The sequence below is a fragment of the Salegentibacter sp. BLCTC genome, assembly GCF_015143665.1.
In the GTDB taxonomy this organism is placed as follows: Bacteria; Bacteroidota; Bacteroidia; order Flavobacteriales; family Flavobacteriaceae; genus Salegentibacter; species Salegentibacter maritimus.
In genome coordinates, this window is record NZ_WYEW01000003.1 from 668,508 (window position 1) to 690,790 (window position 22,283).

The window sequence follows — 22,283 nt, forward strand, 5'->3', positions numbered from 1 at the left end:
AATAATAGCCAGAATTTTGATTTTGGTTTCTCGTATGATAAAAAAAATCCTGGGTAATATAGTATTTAAAAATTTCTCCTATTTAACCATAGGTACTATTATAGCTCAACTTATAAGTTTGGTTACGGTACTTAAAATTACCAGTATTTTAAATCCTGATGATTATGGCCTGTTTACTTTTCTTATAGCCCAGGGAATGCTGTTATTAAGAATTGGGGATTTAGGAAATAGAAATATTGTAATAAGAACCATTGCCAGAGATTCATCACATACTAATGATTTATTGGTTAATGGGGCAATTCTAAGGGTACTGGCCATAATGGCTCTATCGTTTATTTACTACATTTATAATTATTACTTCGGAAGTTTATCGTTTAATAACCTGTTTTTAATTTTTGTTTTCTCGCTGTTTGGTTGCTTTGCAAATTTATTTGAATTAATCTTTCACGGAAATCAAAAAATGCTGCCTTCTGCGGTTATTAATCTAACCTATAGCCTTATTTGGTTTGTAATTGTATTTTTTATTCTCGACGAAGGCATAAGTATTAGCTTTATTTTTTTGCTTTATATTTCAATAACACTGGTAAAGGCTATTCTTTACTTAGCTTTTATTAAATATTATAAGTTATTTAAAGGCAAGGTTCAGAACTTTAGGGTTTCTGCTAAGCAAATAATTAAGGAAAGTTGGCCGTATTTTGCGATGATTCTTATTCTATTGCCTTTAACCAGTCTTGCCAACAATTTTTTAGATATAAATTCTACCAACAACGAAATTGGATATTTTAATTTATCTGAAAGATTGTTAGGCCCTATATCACTGGTAGTGGGAATGTCTCTAAGTGCTATATTTCCAAATTTATCGGCCATGTGGAGTAATAACAGGTCTAGATTCTATAAGTATTTATCTATTGGTTTTGGGGTGTATATGATTGCCTCTATGCTTATTTGCTTCATATTTACCCTTTTCTCTAAAGAAATAGTGATATTATTATTTCCTGATGGATACTTACCCGCAATTAAAGTCTGCCAAATGCAGGTGTGGTATTTATTTTTTACATCGGTAGATAGTATGGTAGGCGTAGTACTGGGAGCAGCAAATAAAGAAAAGCTTATTTTAAGATTTAGTATTGTTTACTTTCTAGTATGTACTCCCGTGCTCTTTTTTAGTAGTAAATATGGTGCGCTTGGAATTTCTTATGGCTATGTAGTTTCTTACGGTGCCTGTTTAATTTATGTATGGCTCACATTTAAAAAATCTTTAAATATAAAGATTAAGTACGACCTTAGAATTTGGTTACTCGCTATAAGCTTATTTGTAATATCATACTATCTAGCTTCAGGGATATCTTTATTCTATAAATTAATAATATGCTTTACTATTTTAAGCTTATTGCTTCCATATTCTTTTAAAATCTATAAGCCTTTATTTGTTAAATGAAAAGACATTTTGAAATAGCTTTTGTTTTTCTGCTGATTATTATTTCATTAAAATTTTTTGATGCACGGTTTTTAGATAATAGTCTTCTTAATTATTTATTGTTTTTAACCCTTATAGTTACAGTTTTTATTTCTGTTCCCTATGTATTACCGACTAACAAAGGATTTGTTTTTCCTGTGCAGTTATTGCTTATAGCTATGTTTATTTCTATAATAATGGCGGGCTTATATTGGGATCAAAGCTTGTTGGATAGTCTAATAGCAGTAGCACCATATTTAATTGTATTTATTTTTTTTTATTTATGGCATATTCAATTTCCTGTAAATATTCTAGAAAAAATAATTGTATTTTATGGTTCACTGTACATCCTTTTATACGTATTCGAGTTTATAACCAGTGGCACCGTTTATTTTGGAAAACCGCTGTGGGGAGATGAATTTTTAGTTTCTCGCGGAATTACAAGAATTATATTTCCGGGAGGCGGTGTGTTTGTTTTAACCAGTTTTATTGCGATTAATAAATTAACTTCCCAGGATAAAAACAGGTGGTTTTGGCTACTTTTAGCAATTGCCGGAATTGTTATCCCGGTAATGCAGGTAACACGGCAATTTATAGTGGGAATACTTTTAATTTATCTATATCACGTAATAAGAAGTATTAGAATTTGGAAGAAATTAGTGGTATTTGCTTCTTTGGTTAGCATTATAATTTTTCTACAATATGTAAACCATCCAATTATTGATGGATTAATAGACTCTACCCGTAATGATGCTAATTTAGGTTCAAATTATATTCGTGTTTTGGCGGGAGAATTTTTTTTAACCGATTTCTCTCCGAATTTAAGCACTCAAATTTTGGGAAATGGGGTGCCGTATTTTGGAGTTTCAAATTTTGGCCTGTATGTAGATAGTTTAGGGGTAACACAGGAATATTTTTTATCTGATGTAGGTATTATAGCAGTCTATGTTATGTTTGGTGTACTCGCCATTATAGCATACTTACTTATTTTTATAAAAAGTTTTATAATTCCGCTTCCGGGAAATTTTCAATACTTAAAATACTATTTGTGGTTTATGCTTTTAACCAGTTTAACCTGGTATACTACTTACCACTATCACTATTTAATAATTACGGTTTACGTGCTATATATGTACCAGGCCGTTTATATAGGGCAGGGAAACGGTAAAACACAAGAGCCAGAACCAGCCAAAGAGATAGATCGTGAAATGATGATTTCTAAATGAAAAATCCGGTTTTAACAGTAGCAATGCCAACCTATAATGCCGAAAGGTATATTGGTGAAGCTATAGAAAGTGTGCTTAATCAAACATTCAGGGATTTTGAATTGCTAATAATTAATGATGGCTCTTTAGATGATACCCATAGCGTAGTTTCTTTATATAAAGACGCACGTATTAGATTGATTAATCTTGAAGAAAATAGAGGGGTAGCCCACTGTAGAAATCTTGCTTTGCAGGAGGCCAGGGGCGAATTTATTGCCTGGACAGATAGTGATGATCTTAACGAACCTATCCGATTTGAAAAACAACTGAATTTTCTACAAAATAACTTAGATTTTGGCGGCTGTGGTACCTGGCTTTCCAGGTTTAAAGACTCTAAAACGTATTATGTAACAAAGGCTTTTAAAAGTTCTGAAAAGATAAAAGCATCACTTCTATTTAAACCGGCCAGTGTTCCAAATGCAACCGCAATGCTTAGGTTATCGGAAATAAAAAAGTACAATTTAAAATATGATGAGGGGCTTCAAATAAGTGAGGATTACGATTTTATTTTTAATTGCTCTCAATATTTAAAGTTTTCTAATATCCAGGAAGTTCTATATCATTATCGCGATTCTGAAACCAGTATTATGAAATCCTTTGAAGATAGAGAAGAACAAACTTTTCATATTTTAAAAACAGTTTATAAGAAGGCTTTGGCAAATTTGGATATTCGTGCTTCCGAAAATGAATTGCGTTTACATCATGCTATTTGTTCAAGAAAAATGTTCTCTAAGGTTTCTCATTTTCAGGAATGTTGTTTGTGGTTAGAAAACTTACAACTTGCAAACCATCAAAAAATGGTATATGATACTCAGATATTTAATGATATTGTGGCCGAGCAATTTTTCTTTTTGTCTAAAAAAGCTTCTGGTTTTGGTTTAAAGACCTTATCCTTCTTCATTAAAAAATCATTAAAAAATCGCTGGTCTATAAAACCAATAGCCTGTTCTAAGCTAGCCTTTAGATGTGTTTTGAAATATGATAAATTTGAATTTAAATTAACATGAAAAGCTTATGGAAAGTTTCATTTAAGAGGAAATATTAGTTTTTTGATGATTAATATAATGATCTAGTTTGTTGAGAATGGCACTATCTTGTGCAACATCAAATTTTCTTGCAAATAGATAATTTTTACTGGCTTGTTTTAATTCTTCAAAATCATTTTCTTTAAAAGTTACCGGTAATTCAACATCATTTCTAAGCCAGTTAGTATAGGTATTTGTAGTTTTTATTTGCTCTTTTTCTTTTAGTTTATTCACAATACTCGCAAATAAAGTTTCATCGGGAACATGAGTATAAGCATGGTACTCTAAAAGGTCTGGGTTTTTCTTTAAATAATTAATTATTTCAATAGCTGTTTCCACGGGGAGGGCCCACCAGGTGTCACCGCCTTTAGGTTCCAGGTAATTTGGATGAATTCTTTTAGGCTTAAATACTGTATTAACTGTAGTTGTAAAACCAAGGTTTCTTAGTAGATAAAATATGTGTTTAAAATTGCGAAGTGTTAAGAACCTGGAGTCGAAAATAGGAAAGATGCCTCTGTTTAAACGTTTATTGGGAAGGTGGAAATTATATCTTTCAAATCTATTTGCCCATTCCGGCCAAATATCTTTAATCTCTTCCGCTACAATGTAATTATTTCCATAATTTGATTGATAAAAATTATAGATGTGTCCATTATTATTAAGTGGATAATCCTGCCCAGATAGAAGCACACAATAAGTATTGGAAGTGAATTTTTTAATTACCTTATTAAGAAGAAGAAGTGTGACTTTACAGATCCCAATACTGGACCAGGGCGTTATCATTCTCTTTTCTTCTTCAATGAAGAAAACATTTTTATAATTTATAAATGCCTGTTTAAAGGGAACATCATCTGCAGTTTTGTCTATATGAACAAAAAAATAAACATTTTCTGCATCTAGTTTTTTTACCATTCTATGAAACTGAGATGGATTTTTGTGAGCGAGAATTAGGTAGCTTATGTTCATGGGGATTACTCTAAAGGCAATAGGTTTTATTATTTAATTACTTCTTTTCACTTAAGTAGGCGCTTTGGTAAGCTATTTAAATTTATAAAAAAAAGGGGGCTATCTCAAATTATTTCTCTGATTAATAATAAGATATGATTTCCTTATTTAAGGTTTTTGTATAATTATATAGATACCTGAACATTGAATTAAACATGTTAGAAATAGATACGGTTGGTGAATTTCGGCTAATACTAAGGCACTTTTAATTTGAAAAAGGAAAAGAAAAAAATACTTATACTGGGGTCTGCGCAGTTTGGTTATTCTACAACAACCTATAAATATTGTGAATATGCTAGGCATGATTTTGATATAACCTATGTAGGTTGGGATTACAAATTACCAAAAATAGAATTATCTCTTGTTAAAGTGAAATATGTAAGCAGAAAGGGCAACCTGTTAAAAAGAAATTTTAAACTTTTAAAGGCTTTTTATAAAGAGATTTCGCTGGGATATAACCTTGTGCTAACAACTTATGTAAGAGGAATTTCTTTGGTGAAACTTCTAAATCCGGGAGCTAACTTTTTAATGTATGTAGATACTTTTGGCGTGATGCCAAATGCCAGCAAAAGATATGTCTATGACTTTATGCTAAAATTTGAAACCTCTTTCTTTAAAAATCTAGCAGTTATTAATAGTGGGCTCGGCAAACGCTTAAATAGAAACAAGTATGAGATACTCCCGCTGGGTGGGGCAGTCTTCAATACAAATCATAAGTCTTTTGATAGCCTAAAATTAATATACGTGGGCACTTTTGATAATAGAAATATGATAGACTGCGTGAAAGGTTTCCACAAATTCCTGGAGATAACAGGTTATAAGAATGATAGTATTAAGTTTGAAATTATTGGGGACGGGCCAAATAACGAATTAGAAGAACTAAAGGCTTATGTAGAATCTTACAAGCTTTCACCTTATATAAGTATACTGGGGTATATACCTCAAAAAGATTTAAAACCTTATTTTGAGAATGCAAATATAGGTGTGTCTTATGTGCCCATATTGCCATATTACGAATATCAAACCCCTACCAAAACTTTTGAATATTTAATTTCCGGTTTGCCCGTAATCGCAACCGCGACTTTTGAAAATAAGAAAATTATTAGACCCTGGTCTGGTGTTATTGTTAAGGATAACCCTAATTCGTTTTGTGAAGGAATTATAAAGCTGCAGGAGAAAAAAAAGGAGTTTTGTAGTGAAAGAATTATAAAGGCATATTCCAACAATACCTGGGAGAATGCCGTGAAAAATCATTTTATTCCTTTGGTAAAAAAGCTTGCTAATTAGCCTCCTTTAGAAGGAAGTAATAGATAATTATAGCCCTTTTGAGAAATAATATTAAAAATTTTTACGCCTCAATTATTTCCAGGTTGCTTATTCTTTTTGGGCTTTCAAAAAGGCTTAAAAACAAGGCGCTTCGTGGGGAATTTATAATTTCGATTTACTTTCATGCACCAGATGCCTCTCTCTTTGAGTTTTGCATTAAATGGTTAAAAAAAAACAAATTTATTTTTCTATCTGAAAAAGATATTGTGGCAATTGCAAATAACAAGAAACCCTTTCCAAAGGGCGCAGTGGTTATAACTGTAGATGATGGCTGGTTAAGCAATGAAAAAAATGTTATTGAAATAGCCCAAAAACACCAGGTGCCCATTACAATTTTTGTAGCTACAGATGCTATTGAACATGGGAATTATTGGTGGCCATATATTACAAAAGCCCAGGATTTAGGAATGGATTTTCCTTCCGTCAAAAAGTTAAAGCAAGTTTCAAATAAGGAACGAGAAAGATTAGTAGCCAAAGTAAAAAGGAAAATTAGTTTAGAAAGGCAGGCTTTAGATTTATCGCAACTAAAAAAGGCATCACAAGCCGGGTATATAAATATAGGTGCCCACACGGTTCACCATCCTATTCTTATAAATTGTGAAGATGGGGAGTCTTTCAGGGAGATTAAGAATTCTAAGTTTCAAATTGAAAAATGGTTAAACAGGCAGGTTGTTTCTTTCGCCTATCCTAATGGAGATTATTCCGAAAGGGAAATCAATTATTTAAAAAAGTTGAATTTTTCTTCAGCGTATACTACAAAGCCTGAATACCTTACTAAAGAAAAGCTTCAGAAAATTTATGAACTACCGCGATTCTGCATTTATGAAGGAATATCTGAAGCTGAAGCTATTTGCCGAATGATGGGGGTATGGCAGCGGTTTTTTAAAGATTAATAATTATAAAATACCATTCTGTAGAAGTTTATGAATGTTCTATATGTAACCAATATGTATCCTTCAGAAGCTACACCTTTTGAAGGAGTGTTCATCAAAGAACAGGTTGAGTATTGTCATAAAGTATATGGTATCAACTATAAACTATTTGTTATTGATCGTTCCCGGCACAAATATTTAAATTATTTAAGCAGTATTTTTAAAATTAAGAATGTTATTTCTAAAGGTAATTTCGATCTTATTCATATACATTTTGGCCTGGCCGGGATTTTCTTACTACTAAATCCTTTAATTAAAGTACCTGTAATTGTAACCTTTCATGGTAGCGATATAATTTCATTTAAAAAAAAGGAGGGATTAATGCAGAAAATTAGCCACATGGTTGCTGCCAGGGCCGATAAGATTATTATTCTAAATGATAAAATGGCCTCTAAACTCGGGAAATATCAAAATAAATCGGTTAAAATTCCCTGCGGGATAAATACAGAAATATTTAAAGTAGCACGTAATAACTTAAAGAACAGAAAACTAGTAATTGGATTCCCTTCAGATAGAAACAGGGAAGTGAAAAATTACCCTTTGTTTAAAGCAGTGGTCAATATTTTGCTTGAAAAAAGATTTCAAATAGAAACTTTAGAATTTGCCAATTTCAGTAGAATAGAAATGGCTCAAAATTTAAGCCGATTAGACTGTCTCTTAATGACCTCCTTTAGTGAAGGCTCTCCCCAAATTGTTAAAGAAGCTATGGTTTGTGGTGTACCCATTGTTACCACCAGGGTAGGGGATGTAGCAAATTTATTAAATGGAGTAAAAAACTGTGCCGTAGTAGATTCTTTTGATGCTTGCCTACTGGCAGAAAAAGTATGTGAAATACTAAAATTAGCTCCCAAAGACAGGTTTACTAATGGTAGTGAAAAGATAACACAGTTGGCTTTGAACCAAGAAAAAGTTTGTTCTAATATTTATGATGTCTACCAAAGCCTTTTGGTTCAATAAATCAGCTTGCGGCAAATCAGGGCTTTTTAAAACGATTTTTCCATTAAAAATTTGAACTTATGAGAGATAAAAGGAAAAAAATTATACTTATTTGTTCTGATGGGGGGCACCTTGCTCAAATTTTAGAGTTAAGAGATATGTTCCTAAATTACAATTACCTAATTGTTACAGAAAAGTCTCCGGCTACAATTCCATTAAAAGAAAAGTATAATATTAAATACTTAAAAGGTAGGTCTAAAGGGCAGAAAAGAAATCTATCTTTTATTTTTAGTTTAATTGTAAATACTTTTCTCTCCCTAAAAATTTTAATGCAGCATTATCCTAAAGTTATTATTACAACCGGAAGTCATACAGCCATTCCCATGTGTTTTTTAGGGAAATTGGTAGGAGCTAAGATTATCTGGATTCTTAGCTACGCCAGAATAAATTCAAGGGCTTTTTCGGCAGATATAGTTTATCCGATAGCCAATAAATTTATAGTTCAATGGCCGGGAGTACAGAAATTTTATAAGAAAGCCATCTATCTTGGAGGGATATATTAATTATTCAGACTAACATTTTTACTATGATACTTGTACTATTGGGCACTTTTCCAACTGCTTTTAAACGGCCACTTGTTGAAATAGACAGGCTTTGTAGAGATGGCATTATAAACGAAAAGGTAATTGTACAAAGCGGGCATACCCGGTTTGATTCGAACTATTTAGACATGCGACCTTTTATTGCCCCCGATGAGTTGACCGGACTCTATAAACAAGCCCGACTTGTAATTACACAGGCCGGTACAGGATCTTTAATTAAAGGAATGAAGCTGCAAAAAAAGATAATTGCTATTCCCAGACTGGCAAAATATAAAGAAGTGGTAGATAACCATCAGGAAGAGATACTACAAGAGTTTGCTAAACAGAATTATATCTTACCCTGGACCGAAGATATGGCTTTGGAGGACATACTGCCCAAAGTAGATGCTTTTGAGCCAACAACCTACGTTTCCACGAAGCAAAATATAATAGATCATTTAGAAGAATATATCGATTCTTTGTAAAGATTTATAACCTTAAATAATTAGAACCTTATGATAAAAGTCGGCTTAATAGGTGCGGGAAAAATGGGCATCTCTCATTTATCAATTTTAGGTGCTCATCCAGATGTAGAGGTGGTTGGGGTATGTGAAACTTCTAAACTTGTGCTTAGTGCACTGGAGAAATATAGTAGCTTCAGCTGTTATACAGACTATCAACTAATGCTGGAAGAGGAAAAACCCGATGCAGTTTTTGTAGCTACACCTACCAAATTTCATTTTGACTTTGTGAAGGAACTTTTAGCCAGAAACATTCATGTTTTTGTTGAAAAACCTTTCTGCTTAAGTTCGGAACAAGGACTGGAGCTAGCTAGCCTGGCATCGAAGAAAAATGTAGTAAACCAGGTAGGTTATCACAATAAATTTATAGGCACTTTTAAAGAAGTCAAGAAATTGGTAGAAAATGGTGCCATAGGAGAAATTAACCATTTTCTGGGTGAGGCCTATGGGCCGGTGGTAACAAAGAAGAAAGAAGGAACCTGGCGTTCTAACCCAACCGAAGGCGGAGGCTGCCTAATGGATTATGCCTCTCACGTAATAGACCTAATTAACGATATTCTATCGCCTGTAACAGCCTGTAAAGGAAGTATTCTAAAATCTGTTTACTCCAAAAAAGTAGAGGATGCCGTCTATGCTATATTGGAGCTTTCCAATAAAACCACCGGAGTACTTTCTGTAAACTGGAGCGACGAAACTTACAGAAAAATGTCTACTTCAATTACCATAAATGGCAATAAAGGAAAAATAATATCTGATGCCAACGAACTAAAAGTCTATTTTAAAGAAAATCAATGCCCTACAGGCTACTCTAAAGGTTGGAATGTAAAATATGTAACCGATTTAACCGAGCCGGTAAATTTTTACCTCAGAGGAGAAGAATATTCAGCACAGGTCGATTATTTTATAAAAGCCGTAAAGGGAACGGTTCCTAATAATGTAAATAACTTTCAAAGTGCCTGGCTTACCGATAGGGCTATTTCAATAATAAGGAATCAAAACTAAAATAGGATGGATAGAATATTATACGGAGACAATCAGTTTTTTGCGGTAAACCATATTTCTGATGCCAAATCTATGGCGCAATCTATAAAATTTAAAACCGATGAAGCTATTATAAATATGATAGATGCTGCCAGGGCATCGGGTCTCAATACCTTTATGTGTACAACTCATGATAGAATAGCCAATATTTGTGATATAATTAGGGCTAATCCCGGGAAATATGAAAACTTTAAAATTTATCCTTGTATGCCTTATGCCCATAAATATGCCAATGCCGTAACCGAATTGGGGATTCAGGGAACTATTAAGCAATATGTTCCCGGAAATTTCTTTGGTACCCTATTTAAAGGAGGAATGGCATTTGTCTCAAAAGATTTTCTAAAGATTATGGAACTGCTTATCGATGCTGAAATGAAAATGTTTAAAGGAATTAATACCCCGGTTATTTTTCTGCAAAACGTAATCACCGATCTACTCTTAGGGTTGGGAATGGTTGAGGTGTTGAAAGGTTTTTACGATTATATAAAAAATAAATACGATGCAGAGCCCGGATTTATCACTATGAATATGCCCAGGTTGTTAACTATGCTTGAAACCGCCGGAATAGCAAATCCTATTATTTGTTTTTCCATAAATAAGCTTAATTTTAGAATGAGTGGAGGAAAAGGTTTATACGAAGAAACACTTAAAACTCGAAAATTTAGGGCCATTGCCATGCAAGTCTTAGGTGGTGGGGCAATCCCACCCAAAGAAGCCATAGAGTATGTTTGTAAATTACCTAATATTGAGGCCATTCTTTTTGGAGCATCTTCCAAAACAAATATTGAAAATACGGTAGCTACAATTCATCATTTTGACAGCCAGAAAGTAAGTTTTTAGATAAGAAAGTTAGTAGAACAAGGGCATAACCCTTGCCAATTAATTGGCACCTGGCTTTACTTCATCGTAGCTGCTATTTTCATTTCCTATACGCACCTCATCATAATAGATTACCTTTTGGGAAGAGGTTGGTGTCCATTCCCATTTATAAATACCAAATTTAAAATAAGGGTATTTTTCATCGTTATAAGTATTCGGCATATTTTGTCTATCAATTACTTTTTTACCATCTTTCCACACCTCCAATACTCCGGTATTGGTATGGGAGTATTTAATATGCACTACCCAATCAACCCATTTATCTTTAGGTATAGTTCCCAGATCTATATAGATAAGTCCGTCTGAATGTCCATTCTCCATAATACGATCGGTATCCCATCTTAACATCCATTTTAATTTACCTTCGGAAGCGATTAATGCATTGGAAGGGCTTCTGTTGGTAGCTTCTCCTTCATCGGCTTGAACATGCCATTGTGCAATAATTTCCCCGGTAGCATCAGTAGTATAGCTAGTTGGGAAAAATTGTGAAAAACCATACCAGCCCTCTTTCTTTGTTGTACTTTGAGCCTGGGACATTTCTGATCTATGACCACCCCAAATTTGAGGATCATTTTTTCTGATTTCAAATCTACCGGCAGTAGCACCTTTCCTTACAATATCTTTTTCAAGCTGAAAACTATGGTTTTTGGCATATTCCAGGTAAAAATTTCCCGCCTGTGGATTTGTTTCCAGGGCAATATTTTCAAAACTTTCCTCTAAAATTAAATTTGAGGAAATTTGATCTATAGGTAGGGGAGGGAAAAAGCTAAGTGTTTGCTTTTTACCAATGCTAAACTGACATCCCTGTAAAAAAATAAAGGCCGAAAAAAGTAATAAATAGCAAATGTATTTCATGACAACATAGATAGTACTCGATAATCGTGATAATACACACAGACTTATCTCAAAATCGAAATGAAATCATTTAATACCGCTCGTTGGCTTGCTAACATTTTTCTAATGAGAAGCGTATAATAAATAGAGTTTTTCTGCTATGAAATAGGTATTAGCCTATTCTGACTGCATCTACATTACCGGTTTTTAATCAGTTATAGAAAATTTTGAGCTTTGAGGCTAAAGCTGTCTATAATCAATTATATAATTTCAAATCTATAAGTAAGATACTAAAAAATAAATGAATTAACTGATAGTCAGTGCTTTGTGATTCGTTGAAGCGAGTAAAATTTAGGGAAGAAATAACTAAACTTATGTTATTGTTGGTTTGCTATTTAGAAAGCTTATGTGGGAATTTAAATTGGTAGGAACCGGCACGTGAACAGTACCGGTTCTTAGTTACCAAATGTGTTATTTAGAAATACCTATTTTGCTTCTTTAGAAACGATTTCCACTAGCTCGTATCTAATAGAAGAACCACCTGCCGGAGGGTTTTTTATTTCTGTTTTTTTCACTTTAAGACCATATACAAAACCGGGCTCATAGTTAAAACCTTCAATACCATCAACAAAGTAAAAATTCTCCCAGTTTTCGGTACCAATCATATTACCTTCCTGAACAAGTAAGCAGGTGCCTTCCATTTCTCCCACACAATTAACGGTATAACTGTTTACCATCATGTTAATTCCATTGTCTATTGTACGAGTTGCAACCTCATCGTAACTACTATATCTATTACCTATTTTAACCTCATCGTAGTAGATGGTTCTTTGTGTTGAAAGATTTCCCCAAGACCATTTATAGACACCAAATTTAAAATAAGGATATTTTTCATCATTATAAGTATTTGGCATGTTTTGCCTATCAATTACTTTCTGGCCATCTTTCCATACTTCCAATATACCGGTATTGGTATGTGAATATTTAATGTGTACAACCCAATCAATCCATTTGCCTTTAGGTATGGCTCCAAGATCTATATAGATTAGTCCGTCTGAGTAACCATCTTCCATAATACGATCGGCATCCCATCTTAACATCCATTTTAATTTACCTTCTGAAGCGATTAATGCATTGGAAGGGCTTCTGTTGGTAGCTTCCCCTTTATCTGCCTGTACATGCCATTGTCCAATTACTTCTCCAGAGGCATCAGAAGTATAATTAGTTGGGAAAAACTGTGAAAAGCCATACCAACCTTCACTTTGTGTAGTACTTTGTGCCTGGGACATCTCAGTTCGGTTACCACCCCAAATTTGAGTATCACTTTTTTTGATTTCAAATCTACCTGAATTAGCACCTTCTCTTACAATATTTTCCTCTAGCTGAAAACTATGGTCTTCGGCGTGTTCAAGGTAAAAATCACCCGATTGTGGATTCTTGTTTAAATCGGGGTTTTCAAAATTTTCTATATAAATTAAATTGCCAGAGTCTTGATATAAAGGTGGTTCCGATTCTAAATCTATAGACTCCAGAGAGTCTTCTGCAGTAGTAGTTTCTTCTAAGGTTTCATTATCTGGTGAACAGGCAGCTATGGCAAGTAACAAGACATAAAAAAGTTTTTTCATTATAAATAATTTAAATATTACTAATAGTTTCTAATCTTACACAGGTATTGCTTTATCAATAGACGAATAATTGGCTAATAGAACAATGGTATCATTTTCTACTATGCACTGAAAATTATCATCCATGATGTTAATAACTGTGTATGTTTTTAATTTTTGGATTATTTGATTTGTGCTATTTGATTTTTACACAATAAGAAATTGGTACAAAAAGTACGGTAATTGAGCATTTCATAAACTTGTAGGGATAGGGACATTTTACTATATTTTTTTTGCGAAAAATTTTGCGCGAAACTAATTATTAAAACCGATAAAACAAGTGATTTAATCATTTAAAAATGATGTTAACCTCTATAAATCAATTTTTTATGAAATATGTAAGAGAATACTTATACATCGGTATGTAAAGATATAGTCAATATTATGCCAGGAAATTTTAGCTTAATAATTGCGAAATAAACCCGCTGAATTTAGAAGCATAACGCGGATAATTTTATTTACTAAGTTTTGTGTTTAATGCCGAAAGGGATAATTATTGTGTAGAGTTTTTGACTTTAGTGTGAGTATTTTCCACAGAAAAAAAATTATGTATCGACAATAGCCGAAAAAATGTTGAGAGAAAGTAGGCTAGAAAATAAAAATTTATTTGAAATTAACGTCTGAAGCCTTGTGTTGGAATTAAACAAAAATAGATTCGGTAATTGAGCTGAAGGATTAACCTGAGATGGAATGGACTAAATTAACCAATTTCTTTCTTAGCAGGCACTATATGTACTTTGTTAACCAATTAAAATAATCCTTTAAAGCTCTTTAATTCGGGATTAAAATTATAGTCTATTTCTTCCTGATTCTTTTCGTTATAGCATACATCTAATAGCATCATCCCCAATCTTTTGTTTTCATATTCCAATATAAAATCAAAGGGATAATCTTCATGAAAAATTTTCTTAGAGTTTGCTACAGCTTTTAATAGGTTTTCTGAGTCTACGGGCAAGTCTAATATTTTTGATAGTACGAGTTTTATCTTTTTATCAGCTACAATATTTTTTTCAGTTTTTAGAATGCTAGTTATCTCTGTATGGGCAGCTTGAGGAAAGTTTTTGGGTGTAGCTACCAGGAGATTCCAGAAAGAAATCAAAACGCTAAACAAGTTTGATTTTTTACTGTTATTGTTTTCGTGTGGCTTTTTGAGCTCTTCTTCTTTTTTATTTTCTAAAACCGAATTTAGATCCTTAAATGAATATGAGTTGGGAGCGGGCTCATTAACCAGATAAGAGTTGTTTCGCATAGGTACAAATCTGTTTTATAGTGGTTTAATATATGAAAAAAATGTGCAAGATTAAGCTTTTTTGTAAAATTTAATGATAATTTCCCAAATTATTTATAGAAAAGTAAGTCTATTTTTTAGTAAATAAACTTATTTTAAAAAACCCGTAAGGTCTTGTATTGTATAAAAAAAGAGGTTGTTTGAAAAAAATGTTATTAGAAAATCTCACAGCTCACTAAAGACGAAATATTTTTTATCATATAGAGTAAGCAGAGTTCATTTCAATACTTATTAATTTATTGAAGCTTCAGTTTCAATATGGAGATACTAATTTCCAAAATTCTTCAAACATCCTCTCCCTTTTCATATAGTTTAATAGTTTACTCTAAATCAAACCTGTCCAGGTTCATTACTTTATCCCAGGCTTTTACAAAGTCTTTTATGAATTTCTCTTCTGAATCTATAGTTGCGTATACTTCAGCCAAAGCTCTAAGCTCCGAATTTGATCCAAAAATAAGGTCGGCACGGGTACCAGTCCACTTAACCTTATTAGTAGCACGATCGCGGCCTTCAAAAACGGTTTGAGAATCTGAAGTTGCTTTCCAGGTGGTTTTCATATCAAGGATATTCTTAAAGAAATCGTTGGTAAGCTGTCCCGGTCTCTCTGTGAAAATACCATGCTTAGATTGATCAAAGTTTGCATTCAAGGAACGTAGGCCACCTACTAAAACTGTCATTTCGGGAGCAGTTAAAGTTAGCAATTGAGCTCTATCCACCAGCATTTCTTCAGCTGAGGTAGAGATTTTATCTTTCTTCTTAAAATAGTTACGGAATCCATCAGCATTTGGCTCCAGAGGTTCAAAAGCTTCAATATCGGTTTGCTCTGCTGTAGCATCAGTTCTCCCCGGAATAAAAGGCACATCTACATTGTGACCCGCTTCCTTAGCGGCTTTTTTAATCGCAACACAGCCTCCAAGTACAATAAGATCGGCAAGGGAAACTTTTTTATTTCCAGATTGAGCACTATTGAATTCCTGTTGAATACCTTCAAGTTTTGTTAATACCTCTTGTAGCTGCGGAGGATTATTGACTTCCCAATTTCTTTGTGGTTCTAAGCGAATACGTGCGCCATTAGCACCGCCACGTTTATCCGAGCCTCGAAACGTTGAAGCAGAAGCCCAGGCAGTTGATACTAATTGAGATACAGATAAGCCTGAGTTTAGAATCATTTTATGAAGCTCATCTACGTCTTTATCGTTTATTAAATCATGGTCTACAGCAGGTATTGGGTCTTGCCAAATAAGTTCTTCGGTAGGTACTTCCGGTCCCAGGTAGCGCGAGGTTGGTCCCATATCACGATGTGTAAGTTTGTACCAGGCTTTTGAAAAAGCTTCGGCAAATTCATCGGGATTTTCATGAAAATGTTTAGATATTTTTAAATATGCGGGATCTTCTTTTAAAGAAAGGTCGGTGGTTAGCATAAAAGGTGCGTGTTTTTTATTGGCATCGTGCGCGTCTGGAATAGTTCCGGCACCTGCACCATCTTTTGGTTTCCACTGGTAAGCACCGCCTGGTCCTTTGTGACATTCCCAATCGTATTTAAAAAGATTATCAAAAAAACTATTGCTCCATTTTGTGGGGGTTTGCGTCCAGGCCCCTTCAATTCCACTGGTTATTGTATTCTCTGCATTTCCGGTACCAAAACTGTTTTTCCAACCAAGTCCCATTTCTTCTATACCGGCTCCTGCAGGTTCAGCAGCCACATATTCATTGGCATCTGCAGCACCGTGGGTTTTTCCAAAGGTATGCCCGCCGGCAATTAATGCTACTGTTTCATAATCGTTCATCGCCATTCGGCCAAAAGTCTCTCTAATATCTTTAGCCGCTCCAATAGGATCTGGCTTTCCGTTGGGTCCCTCCGGGTTTACGTAAATTAGCCCCATGTGGGAAGCCCCTAATGGATTCTCCAGGTCATCCCCATTCTGGTATCGCTCTTTGTTTCCCAACCATTCACCTTCAGACCCCCAATAGATATCTTCTTCAGGTTCCCAAATATCTTCACGCCCACCGGCAAAACCAAAGGTTTTAAGTCCCATAGACTCAAGGGCCACGTTACCGGCAAGGATCATTAAATCGGCCCAGGAAATTTTATTGCCATATTTTTGTTTAATTGGCCATAGTAAAAGTCTGGCTTTGTCCAGGTTGGCATTATCTGGCCAGGAATTTAAAGGAGCAAATCTTTGCGAACCAGAGCTTGCTCCACCACGGCCATCGCCAATACGGTAGGTACCAGCACTATGCCAGGCCATACGAATAAAGAACGGTCCATAATGGCCATAATCTGCTGGCCACCATTCCTGGCTGTCAGTCATAAGATTGGTTAGATCTTTTTTAACTGCTGCCAAATCAAGACTTTTAAAAGCTTCGGCATAATTAAAATCTTTATCCATAGGACTGGATAGATTGGAATGTTGCCTTAGTATATTCAGGTTTAAAGCATTTGGCCACCAATCTCTGTTAGTAGTGCCCATGCCCGCGGTTTTTTCTACTGCCCCTCCCATAAATGGGCATTTACTGGATTCATTTACGTCCCAAACTTTATGATTATCAGGATTTTTTGATTGATTTTTCTCCATAATTGAAAAGATTTAATGTTTAATATTTTAAAAATACTATAATTTTTACTTATGGTTATTTTATTTCTATATTAAATAACTATAGTGGTTAAGCGAAAACTATAGTAGACCATCGTACTGAAATTTATTCCAGTATTAAATACATATCAATATACTAAACCTAATCGTTTATTTAAAGGCGTATGTCCGGTAATTTGGATTGGGAAAAATAATTAAAGATGTTTGCTTTTTCTTATTCATTTTAGGACAAAGTGGCTTATTCTATATCAAAGCTGAAATTGTTTTGGGTATTATACTTTTCCTGCTTTCCTATAGCTAATAAATAACGATCACAGGCAGCTTTTCTTAACCATTGTACTTTATAATCATTTTTTAGAGAGCTGTGGAGGGCAGCTTCTGTCGCTAGTTTTGAAGCTGTTTTATAATCTATACTATCCTTACCATGATGATAAATGAAGGCTGCATAGAATTTATCTCGTGGCTTTTTTATGGTATTTATTTTTCTAATATTTTTTACCTGGTTCAACCTTTTTAAGTCTCTTTGTTCTAACTTGCTAAAATAACTCAGAAAAGACCTAAGTTGCATTCTATCTTTTTGGTCGCTTTCGTAAGCAAATTTTAATTTCTCACTTAGGCTTCCCTGGTGAATTACAGCTTTATCATAAGGTCTAATAAGCGAAATGCACACTCCAGAAATACAAATCAGCATAAGCAATAAAGAGTTTCTAAAATAGTACGGTTTTATCTTTTTAAAAAGCTGAAGAAGTCTAAGCAGGATTAAAAAAATAGCAATTACTAAAATGACTACTATTAAAATAAATTCAAAAGAATTGAAGAGATAAGAAAGCGTGGTAACTATTATTAGGCCTAAGAAAATAGTAAGTTTTCGCATAAGTTTGTTTTGCTTTAATAGAATAGTTCTTTAGCAGAAATATGGATAGTAGTTTATAGAATGACGTTAGAGTTTTGTAAATGTTGCAGATGGTATAGGTCTTAATTTCCTGAAAATTTTACGAAATTATTTTAATTTCAGTTTGTTAATTACACTTATCTTGGCCCTTTAAACAAAAAACTATGGCTTCAGGAATATTTGCCCTTTTAGATGATATTGCAACTTTAATGGACGATGTTGCGGTGCTGAGTAAAGTGGTAGGAAAAAAAACAGCTGGTTTATTGGGGGATGATTTAGCCGTTAATGCCGAAAAAGCTTCAGGTTTTGTGTCTTCTAGAGAACTACCTGTGTTGTGGGCTATAACAAAAGGCTCTTTTTTAAATAAACTTATTATCTTACCACTGGCTTTCTTGCTTAGTGCATTTCTACCTTCAGCTATAACTATTATACTGGTTATTGGAGGTCTTTACCTGGCTTATGAAGGTGCCGAGAAAATTTACGAATATTTCTTTCCACATGCTCATAAAAAAGAGAAGCCAAAGCTGGAAAAACTAAGCAAAGAAGAAGCATTAAGCCAGGAAAAAGATAAAATTAAATCGGCTATTTTAACCGATTTTATACTTTCGGTAGAGATAATTATCATTGCTCTTGGAGCTGTGGGAAATGAACCCTTATTAACAAAAGTGTTGGTAGTTAGTGTGATAGCCATTGTAGCTACAGTAGGTGTTTATGGAATTGTAGCTTTAATTGTAAGAATGGATGAATTTGGTACTAAACTTATAAACCTGAATGAGGAAGATAACAGCTTTTCAGATAAATTTGGACGCTTTTTGGTTAGTGCATTGCCCAAGGTAATTAAAGGCTTATCTATTATTGGGACTATAGCCTTACTTTTAGTTTCGGGAGGTATTTTTGTACATAATATTCATTTTTATCACGATTTAATTGAAAATATACCCTTTCCCGGAATTATTGTAGAATTTTTAACCGGCCTGTTTGTTGGTTTTATAGTGCTACTACTTATAAATATAGCAGTAAAAATTTATAAAAGTTTTTCGCCGGAGTCCAGCCAGTAGGTTAATTTAAGTTCTAGAATAGCTCTATAAATTGAATGCTAATAAAAAAGCCGGTTTACATTTTGTGTAAACCGGCTTTTAGTTACCTAATAGTTTGTATTATTTTTCTTGAAGTTCCAGTTGTGTTGCCGGAATTTCACTTACACCTTCTTTAAGGTAGCTGTCAAACCAACGCATCATTCTAAGCATAAAGTCGTACCTGGCGGTAGCTTTTCTGTTTCCGTGGCCTTCGCCGGGGTAAAGTACCAGTCTAACAGGTGTTTCTGTTCTGGTTTTAAGATGGCGGTACAACTCAAAAGATTGTCCGGGATCTACACGAGTGTCTTCTTTACCGTGTAGTATAAGAAGTGGGGTTTCACCCTGATCTGCATAAAAAATAGGGCTACGTTCAAGGTAGAACTTATAATCCTCCCAAATTCGCTGACGACTATGTACAAGAAACATTTCTTCAGGAATATCACTGGTGCCCCATTTTGAAATATTGTTGCTAATACCTACCGACATTACCCCGGCAGCAAATCTTTTTGTATGTCGGGTAGACATCCAGGCAGTGGCATAACCTCCATAAGAACCACCGGTGACTCCTACTTTATTTTTATCAATATTATAATTTTCAATAAGATAGTCTATACCGTCTATAATATCATCAAACTCTTTTCCGGCAGGATCACCCTGACTGGATTTAGCGAACTCGGCACCTCTACCTGTACTTCCTCGGTAGTTAGGATAGAAAACTGCATATCCATTTGCCGCACCCACCTGTCCGGGCATACTGTATGCTGTAAGCCAACCATTGTCATAATGAGCTTCAGGACCTCCGTGTACTACAGTAATAAGGGGAGTCTTTCCCGATTTTTCTAAAGGATGAATTAAAATTCCCTGTAATTCAAGACCATCTTTAGCCTTGTAAGTAATCACTTCTTGTTTTCCTAACTTCCTGTCTTTTAACCAGGGATTAGAGTCTGTAATTTTATTAATTGACGAGTTTTTGGTATTTAAAACAAAAAGCTCTCTCGGATGTTCGGCTGCATTTGCAGTAAAAGCTATATGCTTATTTGTAGCCGCAGAAAACCCGGTGATATTTAGGTTTTGAGATGTGAAAACCTTGCTAATTTTATCATTGATATTCAGGTTGAATAAGCTACTATAAACTCCTTCACTTCCAAGTAAAGTAAGGTTTTTATTATCTTTCCAGCTAAGCGAGTGAAATTGCCCCGCAAAATCTTCCTGAAGCATCTGCGGAGTACCACCTGAGGTCTCAGCTATAAAAATACGACCATCAATAGGATCGTGCTTATCTTCACCGGCAATAAAAGCTATTCTTTTACCATTGGGACTCCAATCTATGGCTCCTAGTTTACCTTTATGCTCAACCTGGGCAGTAACTTTTAAAGTATTGGCGTCTACAAAATAAATCTTCTGGCTTGTATAAAAATCGTCAACCAAAGAAGAAGGTGCAGCGGTTACCATAAGATTAGAAGCTTCCGGGCTCCATTGTACCGAAGTTACATGGCCTTCTACTTCTAACTTGTTAGCATTCTTATTAGTAAGATCTACAATATATCCAGATGCCTGCTTTAAATTGGTTTCGTAGATCTCGGGTTGATAGGGAAGCATATTGTCCTCGTCTTTTTTAACTGCAGATACGAAAGCAAGCTTATTTCCGTTGGCCTGCCAGCTATAAGAAGAAATATTTCCTTCAAATTCATAAACTTTTTGCGCTTCACCTCCCTGAAGGCTAATTTCATATAAGGCCGTAGCCTTATCGTTTTCTTTTTTAGTGGTAAAACTAATACTATTATGTCCCGGTCTCCATTGTAGATTAGAAACGCTATATTCGGTTATAAATGGTGTAGTTGTTTTGGTTTCCGTATTATAAACGTATAGTTGGGTAGATGCAGGTACATTTTCTTTTTTTGGATTTGCCGGCACCAAAAGTTGGTAGGCTATATGTTCTCCGTCGGCAGAAATTACTGCATTTGAAATTTGACTGATGTTTGCTACATCTTCTGGACTAAGCCCACTTTGCTGAGCGAATAGTCCCTGAAAAACAAAGAATAAAACAAACGTAATAGATCTTTTCATGTTAGATTTTATTTTTTTAAAATTGTGTCTAAAGATATTGCAAAATGGCAAATTGCACAAGTAAACATTTAGTGCCTAAAGCTGCTTTTATGCTTATAAAACAGGCGCTTATTTGTTTATTTACTATCTCGTTTTTATTTGCTTTTAAGCTTTAAATTGTATTTAAATAATTGCCTTTTGGGGTTTCTGGAGGATTAAAAGAATGATATTGTTATTTTAAATTGAAAAAAAGCTAAGAATTCTTTAAAAGTATAGGCTGTTAAGTTTAGGAATTTTTATTTTCGATTTTTCAAATTAAATAGAATAATACAAATTTATTTATTAAAAATTAATGAATAACAAAAGTGAGCCTTTGATTGATAAATGCTTAGCTTTTGTGTAATTTTATAAAAACCTCAATCTTATGAAGAACTTACTTGTGGCTATAGACCGACGTAAAGACGCGGAACAATTAATTGGACATGCTATAAAAATCGCAAAACTCACAGACGCAAAAATTTGGATTATCCATGTAATGGAGGGAGAACCTGATGATTTTTTAGCTAGGGAAGCGGGGCCGCAATATGTTTACGAGAAAATGGCAAAAGAGCGTAAAGACTCCCAATTACAGATTGAAAGTTGGGTTGAAAAGGTAAAAGAAAAATATAGTATAGATATAGAAGGTTTCTTGATTCAGGGGGAGGTAGTAAAATCTATAAAGAAGATTGTTGCAGAGCGTAATATAGACCTGGTTTTGGCTGGTCATAAAAAGAGGAACTTGCTTTACTCATTATTTACAGCCAATAAGAAGAAAGACCTTATAGACGATCTTAGGATTCCGTTGTTGGCAATTCCTTTGCCTTAAACTAGTTTTAGTTTTAATTAAAAAGATAAGGCTGGCCATTATTTATTTTTGGCCAGC

At 34.2% G+C, this 22,283-nt stretch carries 19 protein-coding genes; 12 read left to right on the forward strand and 7 right to left on the reverse strand.

The window, feature by feature from the left end; translation table 11 throughout:
• The first annotated feature begins 34 nt into the window (after window positions 1–34).
• Genes GUB10_RS06360 through GUB10_RS06370 form a run of 3 tightly spaced genes read left to right on the forward strand, consistent with a single transcriptional unit; the run spans window position 35 to window position 3,728 of the window.
• The gene (locus GUB10_RS06360; protein ID WP_193710583.1) at window positions 35–1,438 is read left to right on the forward strand and encodes an oligosaccharide flippase family protein; all 1,404 of its coding nucleotides are present in this window, start codon (window positions 35–37) and stop codon (window positions 1,436–1,438) included.
• Window positions 1,435–2,682 carry a hypothetical protein gene (locus GUB10_RS06365; RefSeq protein WP_193710584.1) on the forward strand — a complete coding sequence of 416 codons (1,248 nt, stop codon included), beginning with the start codon at window positions 1,435–1,437 and terminating at the stop codon, window positions 2,680–2,682. Before GUB10_RS06360 ends, GUB10_RS06365 begins: the two co-directional genes overlap by 4 nt.
• The gene (locus GUB10_RS06370; RefSeq protein WP_193710585.1) at window positions 2,679–3,728 is read left to right on the forward strand and encodes a glycosyltransferase family 2 protein; all 1,050 of its coding nucleotides are present in this window, start codon (window positions 2,679–2,681) and stop codon (window positions 3,726–3,728) included. Before GUB10_RS06365 ends, GUB10_RS06370 begins: the two co-directional genes overlap by 4 nt.
• Before the next feature lie 21 nt (window positions 3,729–3,749).
• Here the strand turns inward: GUB10_RS06370 and GUB10_RS06375 are convergent, their stop codons facing one another.
• The gene (locus GUB10_RS06375; RefSeq protein WP_193710586.1) at window positions 3,750–4,712 is read right to left on the reverse strand and encodes a beta-1,6-N-acetylglucosaminyltransferase; all 963 of its coding nucleotides are present in this window, start codon (window positions 4,710–4,712) and stop codon (window positions 3,750–3,752) included.
• 249 nt (window positions 4,713–4,961) lie between these two features.
• On the opposite strand from GUB10_RS06375, the gene GUB10_RS06380 reads away from it, so the two are divergent.
• The 7 genes from GUB10_RS06380 to GUB10_RS06410 are packed head-to-tail and all read left to right on the forward strand — an operon-like array spanning window position 4,962 to window position 10,928.
• Window positions 4,962–6,038, forward strand: a complete 1,077-nt coding sequence (locus GUB10_RS06380; protein WP_193710587.1) for a glycosyltransferase family 4 protein — start codon at window positions 4,962–4,964, stop codon at window positions 6,036–6,038.
• A 38-nt stretch (window positions 6,039–6,076) separates the two neighbouring features.
• Complete coding sequence (locus GUB10_RS06385; RefSeq protein WP_193710588.1) at window positions 6,077–6,970, forward strand: polysaccharide deacetylase family protein; 894 nt, start codon at window positions 6,077–6,079, stop codon at window positions 6,968–6,970.
• Between the two features lie 30 nt (window positions 6,971–7,000).
• Window positions 7,001–7,966: a glycosyltransferase family 4 protein gene (locus GUB10_RS06390; protein WP_193710589.1), complete on the forward strand. Its 966-nt coding sequence runs from the start codon at window positions 7,001–7,003 to the stop codon at window positions 7,964–7,966.
• A 59-nt stretch (window positions 7,967–8,025) separates the two neighbouring features.
• A complete protein-coding gene (gene pssD, locus GUB10_RS06395) occupies window positions 8,026–8,508 on the forward strand; it encodes a PssD/Cps14F family polysaccharide biosynthesis glycosyltransferase (RefSeq protein WP_193710590.1) in 483 nt (160 codons plus the stop codon).
• 23 nt (window positions 8,509–8,531) lie between these two features.
• Window positions 8,532–9,011, forward strand: a complete 480-nt coding sequence (locus tag GUB10_RS06400; RefSeq protein WP_193710591.1) for a glycosyltransferase — start codon at window positions 8,532–8,534, stop codon at window positions 9,009–9,011.
• A gap of 30 nt (window positions 9,012–9,041) precedes the next feature.
• Window positions 9,042–10,049 carry a Gfo/Idh/MocA family protein gene (locus tag GUB10_RS06405; protein WP_193710592.1) on the forward strand — a complete coding sequence of 336 codons (1,008 nt, stop codon included), beginning with the start codon at window positions 9,042–9,044 and terminating at the stop codon, window positions 10,047–10,049.
• Window positions 10,050–10,055: 6 nt separating this feature from the next.
• On the forward strand, window positions 10,056–10,928 hold the full coding sequence (locus GUB10_RS06410) for a hypothetical protein (RefSeq protein ID WP_193710593.1): 873 nt from the start codon (window positions 10,056–10,058) through the stop codon (window positions 10,926–10,928).
• Window positions 10,929–10,967: 39 nt separating this feature from the next.
• On the opposite strand, the gene GUB10_RS06415 is transcribed toward GUB10_RS06410, so the two are convergent.
• The 5 genes from GUB10_RS06415 to GUB10_RS06435 all read right to left on the reverse strand — a co-directional run bounded on the left by GUB10_RS06415 (window position 10,968) and on the right by GUB10_RS06435 (window position 18,221).
• The gene (locus GUB10_RS06415) at window positions 10,968–11,822 is read right to left on the reverse strand and encodes a polysaccharide lyase (protein WP_193710594.1); all 855 of its coding nucleotides are present in this window, start codon (window positions 11,820–11,822) and stop codon (window positions 10,968–10,970) included.
• A 464-nt stretch (window positions 11,823–12,286) separates the two neighbouring features.
• Entirely contained in the window at window positions 12,287–13,426 is a 1,140-nt protein-coding gene (locus GUB10_RS06420; RefSeq protein WP_193710595.1) for a heparin lyase I family protein, read from the reverse strand.
• 787 nt (window positions 13,427–14,213) lie between these two features.
• The gene (locus GUB10_RS06425; protein ID WP_193710596.1) at window positions 14,214–14,714 is read right to left on the reverse strand and encodes a hypothetical protein; all 501 of its coding nucleotides are present in this window, start codon (window positions 14,712–14,714) and stop codon (window positions 14,214–14,216) included.
• A gap of 359 nt (window positions 14,715–15,073) precedes the next feature.
• Window positions 15,074–17,329, reverse strand: a complete 2,256-nt coding sequence (gene katG, locus GUB10_RS06430; RefSeq protein ID WP_193710597.1) for a catalase/peroxidase HPI — start codon at window positions 17,327–17,329, stop codon at window positions 15,074–15,076.
• A gap of 256 nt (window positions 17,330–17,585) precedes the next feature.
• Window positions 17,586–18,221, reverse strand: coding sequence for a hypothetical protein (locus tag GUB10_RS06435; RefSeq protein ID WP_193710598.1), 636 nt, complete (start codon window positions 18,219–18,221; stop codon window positions 17,586–17,588).
• A 182-nt stretch (window positions 18,222–18,403) separates the two neighbouring features.
• Between GUB10_RS06435 and GUB10_RS06440 the strand changes: the two genes are divergently transcribed.
• Complete coding sequence (locus GUB10_RS06440; RefSeq protein ID WP_193710599.1) at window positions 18,404–19,297, forward strand: DUF808 domain-containing protein; 894 nt, start codon at window positions 18,404–18,406, stop codon at window positions 19,295–19,297.
• Between the two features lie 99 nt (window positions 19,298–19,396).
• Here the strand turns inward: GUB10_RS06440 and GUB10_RS06445 are convergent, their stop codons facing one another.
• Entirely contained in the window at window positions 19,397–21,382 is a 1,986-nt protein-coding gene (locus tag GUB10_RS06445; protein WP_193710600.1) for a S9 family peptidase, read from the reverse strand.
• A 403-nt stretch (window positions 21,383–21,785) separates the two neighbouring features.
• On the opposite strand from GUB10_RS06445, the gene GUB10_RS06450 reads away from it, so the two are divergent.
• Window positions 21,786–22,226 carry a universal stress protein gene (locus GUB10_RS06450; RefSeq protein ID WP_193710601.1) on the forward strand — a complete coding sequence of 147 codons (441 nt, stop codon included), beginning with the start codon at window positions 21,786–21,788 and terminating at the stop codon, window positions 22,224–22,226.
• The last annotated feature ends 57 nt before the right edge of the window (window positions 22,227–22,283 follow it).

Excerpts from the sequence above, each read along its gene's own strand:
- GUB10_RS06370 (WP_193710585.1), top strand. The coding sequence starts at position 2,679 with ATGAAAAATCCGGTTTTAACAGTAGCAATGCCAACCTATAATGCCGAA.
- GUB10_RS06415 (WP_193710594.1), bottom strand. The coding sequence starts at position 11,822 with ATGAAATACATTTGCTATTTATTACTTTTTTCGGCCTTTATTTTTTTA.
- GUB10_RS06435 (WP_193710598.1), bottom strand. The coding sequence starts at position 18,221 with ATGCGAAAACTTACTATTTTCTTAGGCCTAATAATAGTTACCACGCTT.
- GUB10_RS06365 (WP_193710584.1), top strand. The coding sequence starts at position 1,435 with ATGAAAAGACATTTTGAAATAGCTTTTGTTTTTCTGCTGATTATTATT.
- GUB10_RS06420 (WP_193710595.1), bottom strand. The coding sequence starts at position 13,426 with ATGAAAAAACTTTTTTATGTCTTGTTACTTGCCATAGCTGCCTGTTCA.
- GUB10_RS06440 (WP_193710599.1), top strand. The coding sequence starts at position 18,404 with ATGGCTTCAGGAATATTTGCCCTTTTAGATGATATTGCAACTTTAATG.
- GUB10_RS06400 (WP_193710591.1), top strand. The coding sequence starts at position 8,532 with ATGATACTTGTACTATTGGGCACTTTTCCAACTGCTTTTAAACGGCCA.
- GUB10_RS06405 (WP_193710592.1), top strand. The coding sequence starts at position 9,042 with ATGATAAAAGTCGGCTTAATAGGTGCGGGAAAAATGGGCATCTCTCAT.
- pssD (WP_193710590.1), top strand. The coding sequence starts at position 8,026 with ATGAGAGATAAAAGGAAAAAAATTATACTTATTTGTTCTGATGGGGGG.
- GUB10_RS06360 (WP_193710583.1), top strand. The coding sequence starts at position 35 with ATGATAAAAAAAATCCTGGGTAATATAGTATTTAAAAATTTCTCCTAT.
- GUB10_RS06410 (WP_193710593.1), top strand. The coding sequence starts at position 10,056 with ATGGATAGAATATTATACGGAGACAATCAGTTTTTTGCGGTAAACCAT.
- GUB10_RS06390 (WP_193710589.1), top strand. The coding sequence starts at position 7,001 with ATGAATGTTCTATATGTAACCAATATGTATCCTTCAGAAGCTACACCT.
- GUB10_RS06450 (WP_193710601.1), top strand. The coding sequence starts at position 21,786 with ATGAAGAACTTACTTGTGGCTATAGACCGACGTAAAGACGCGGAACAA.
- GUB10_RS06375 (WP_193710586.1), bottom strand. The coding sequence starts at position 4,712 with ATGAACATAAGCTACCTAATTCTCGCTCACAAAAATCCATCTCAGTTT.
- GUB10_RS06445 (WP_193710600.1), bottom strand. The coding sequence starts at position 21,382 with ATGAAAAGATCTATTACGTTTGTTTTATTCTTTGTTTTTCAGGGACTA.
- GUB10_RS06425 (WP_193710596.1), bottom strand. The coding sequence starts at position 14,714 with ATGCGAAACAACTCTTATCTGGTTAATGAGCCCGCTCCCAACTCATAT.
- katG (WP_193710597.1), bottom strand. The coding sequence starts at position 17,329 with ATGGAGAAAAATCAATCAAAAAATCCTGATAATCATAAAGTTTGGGAC.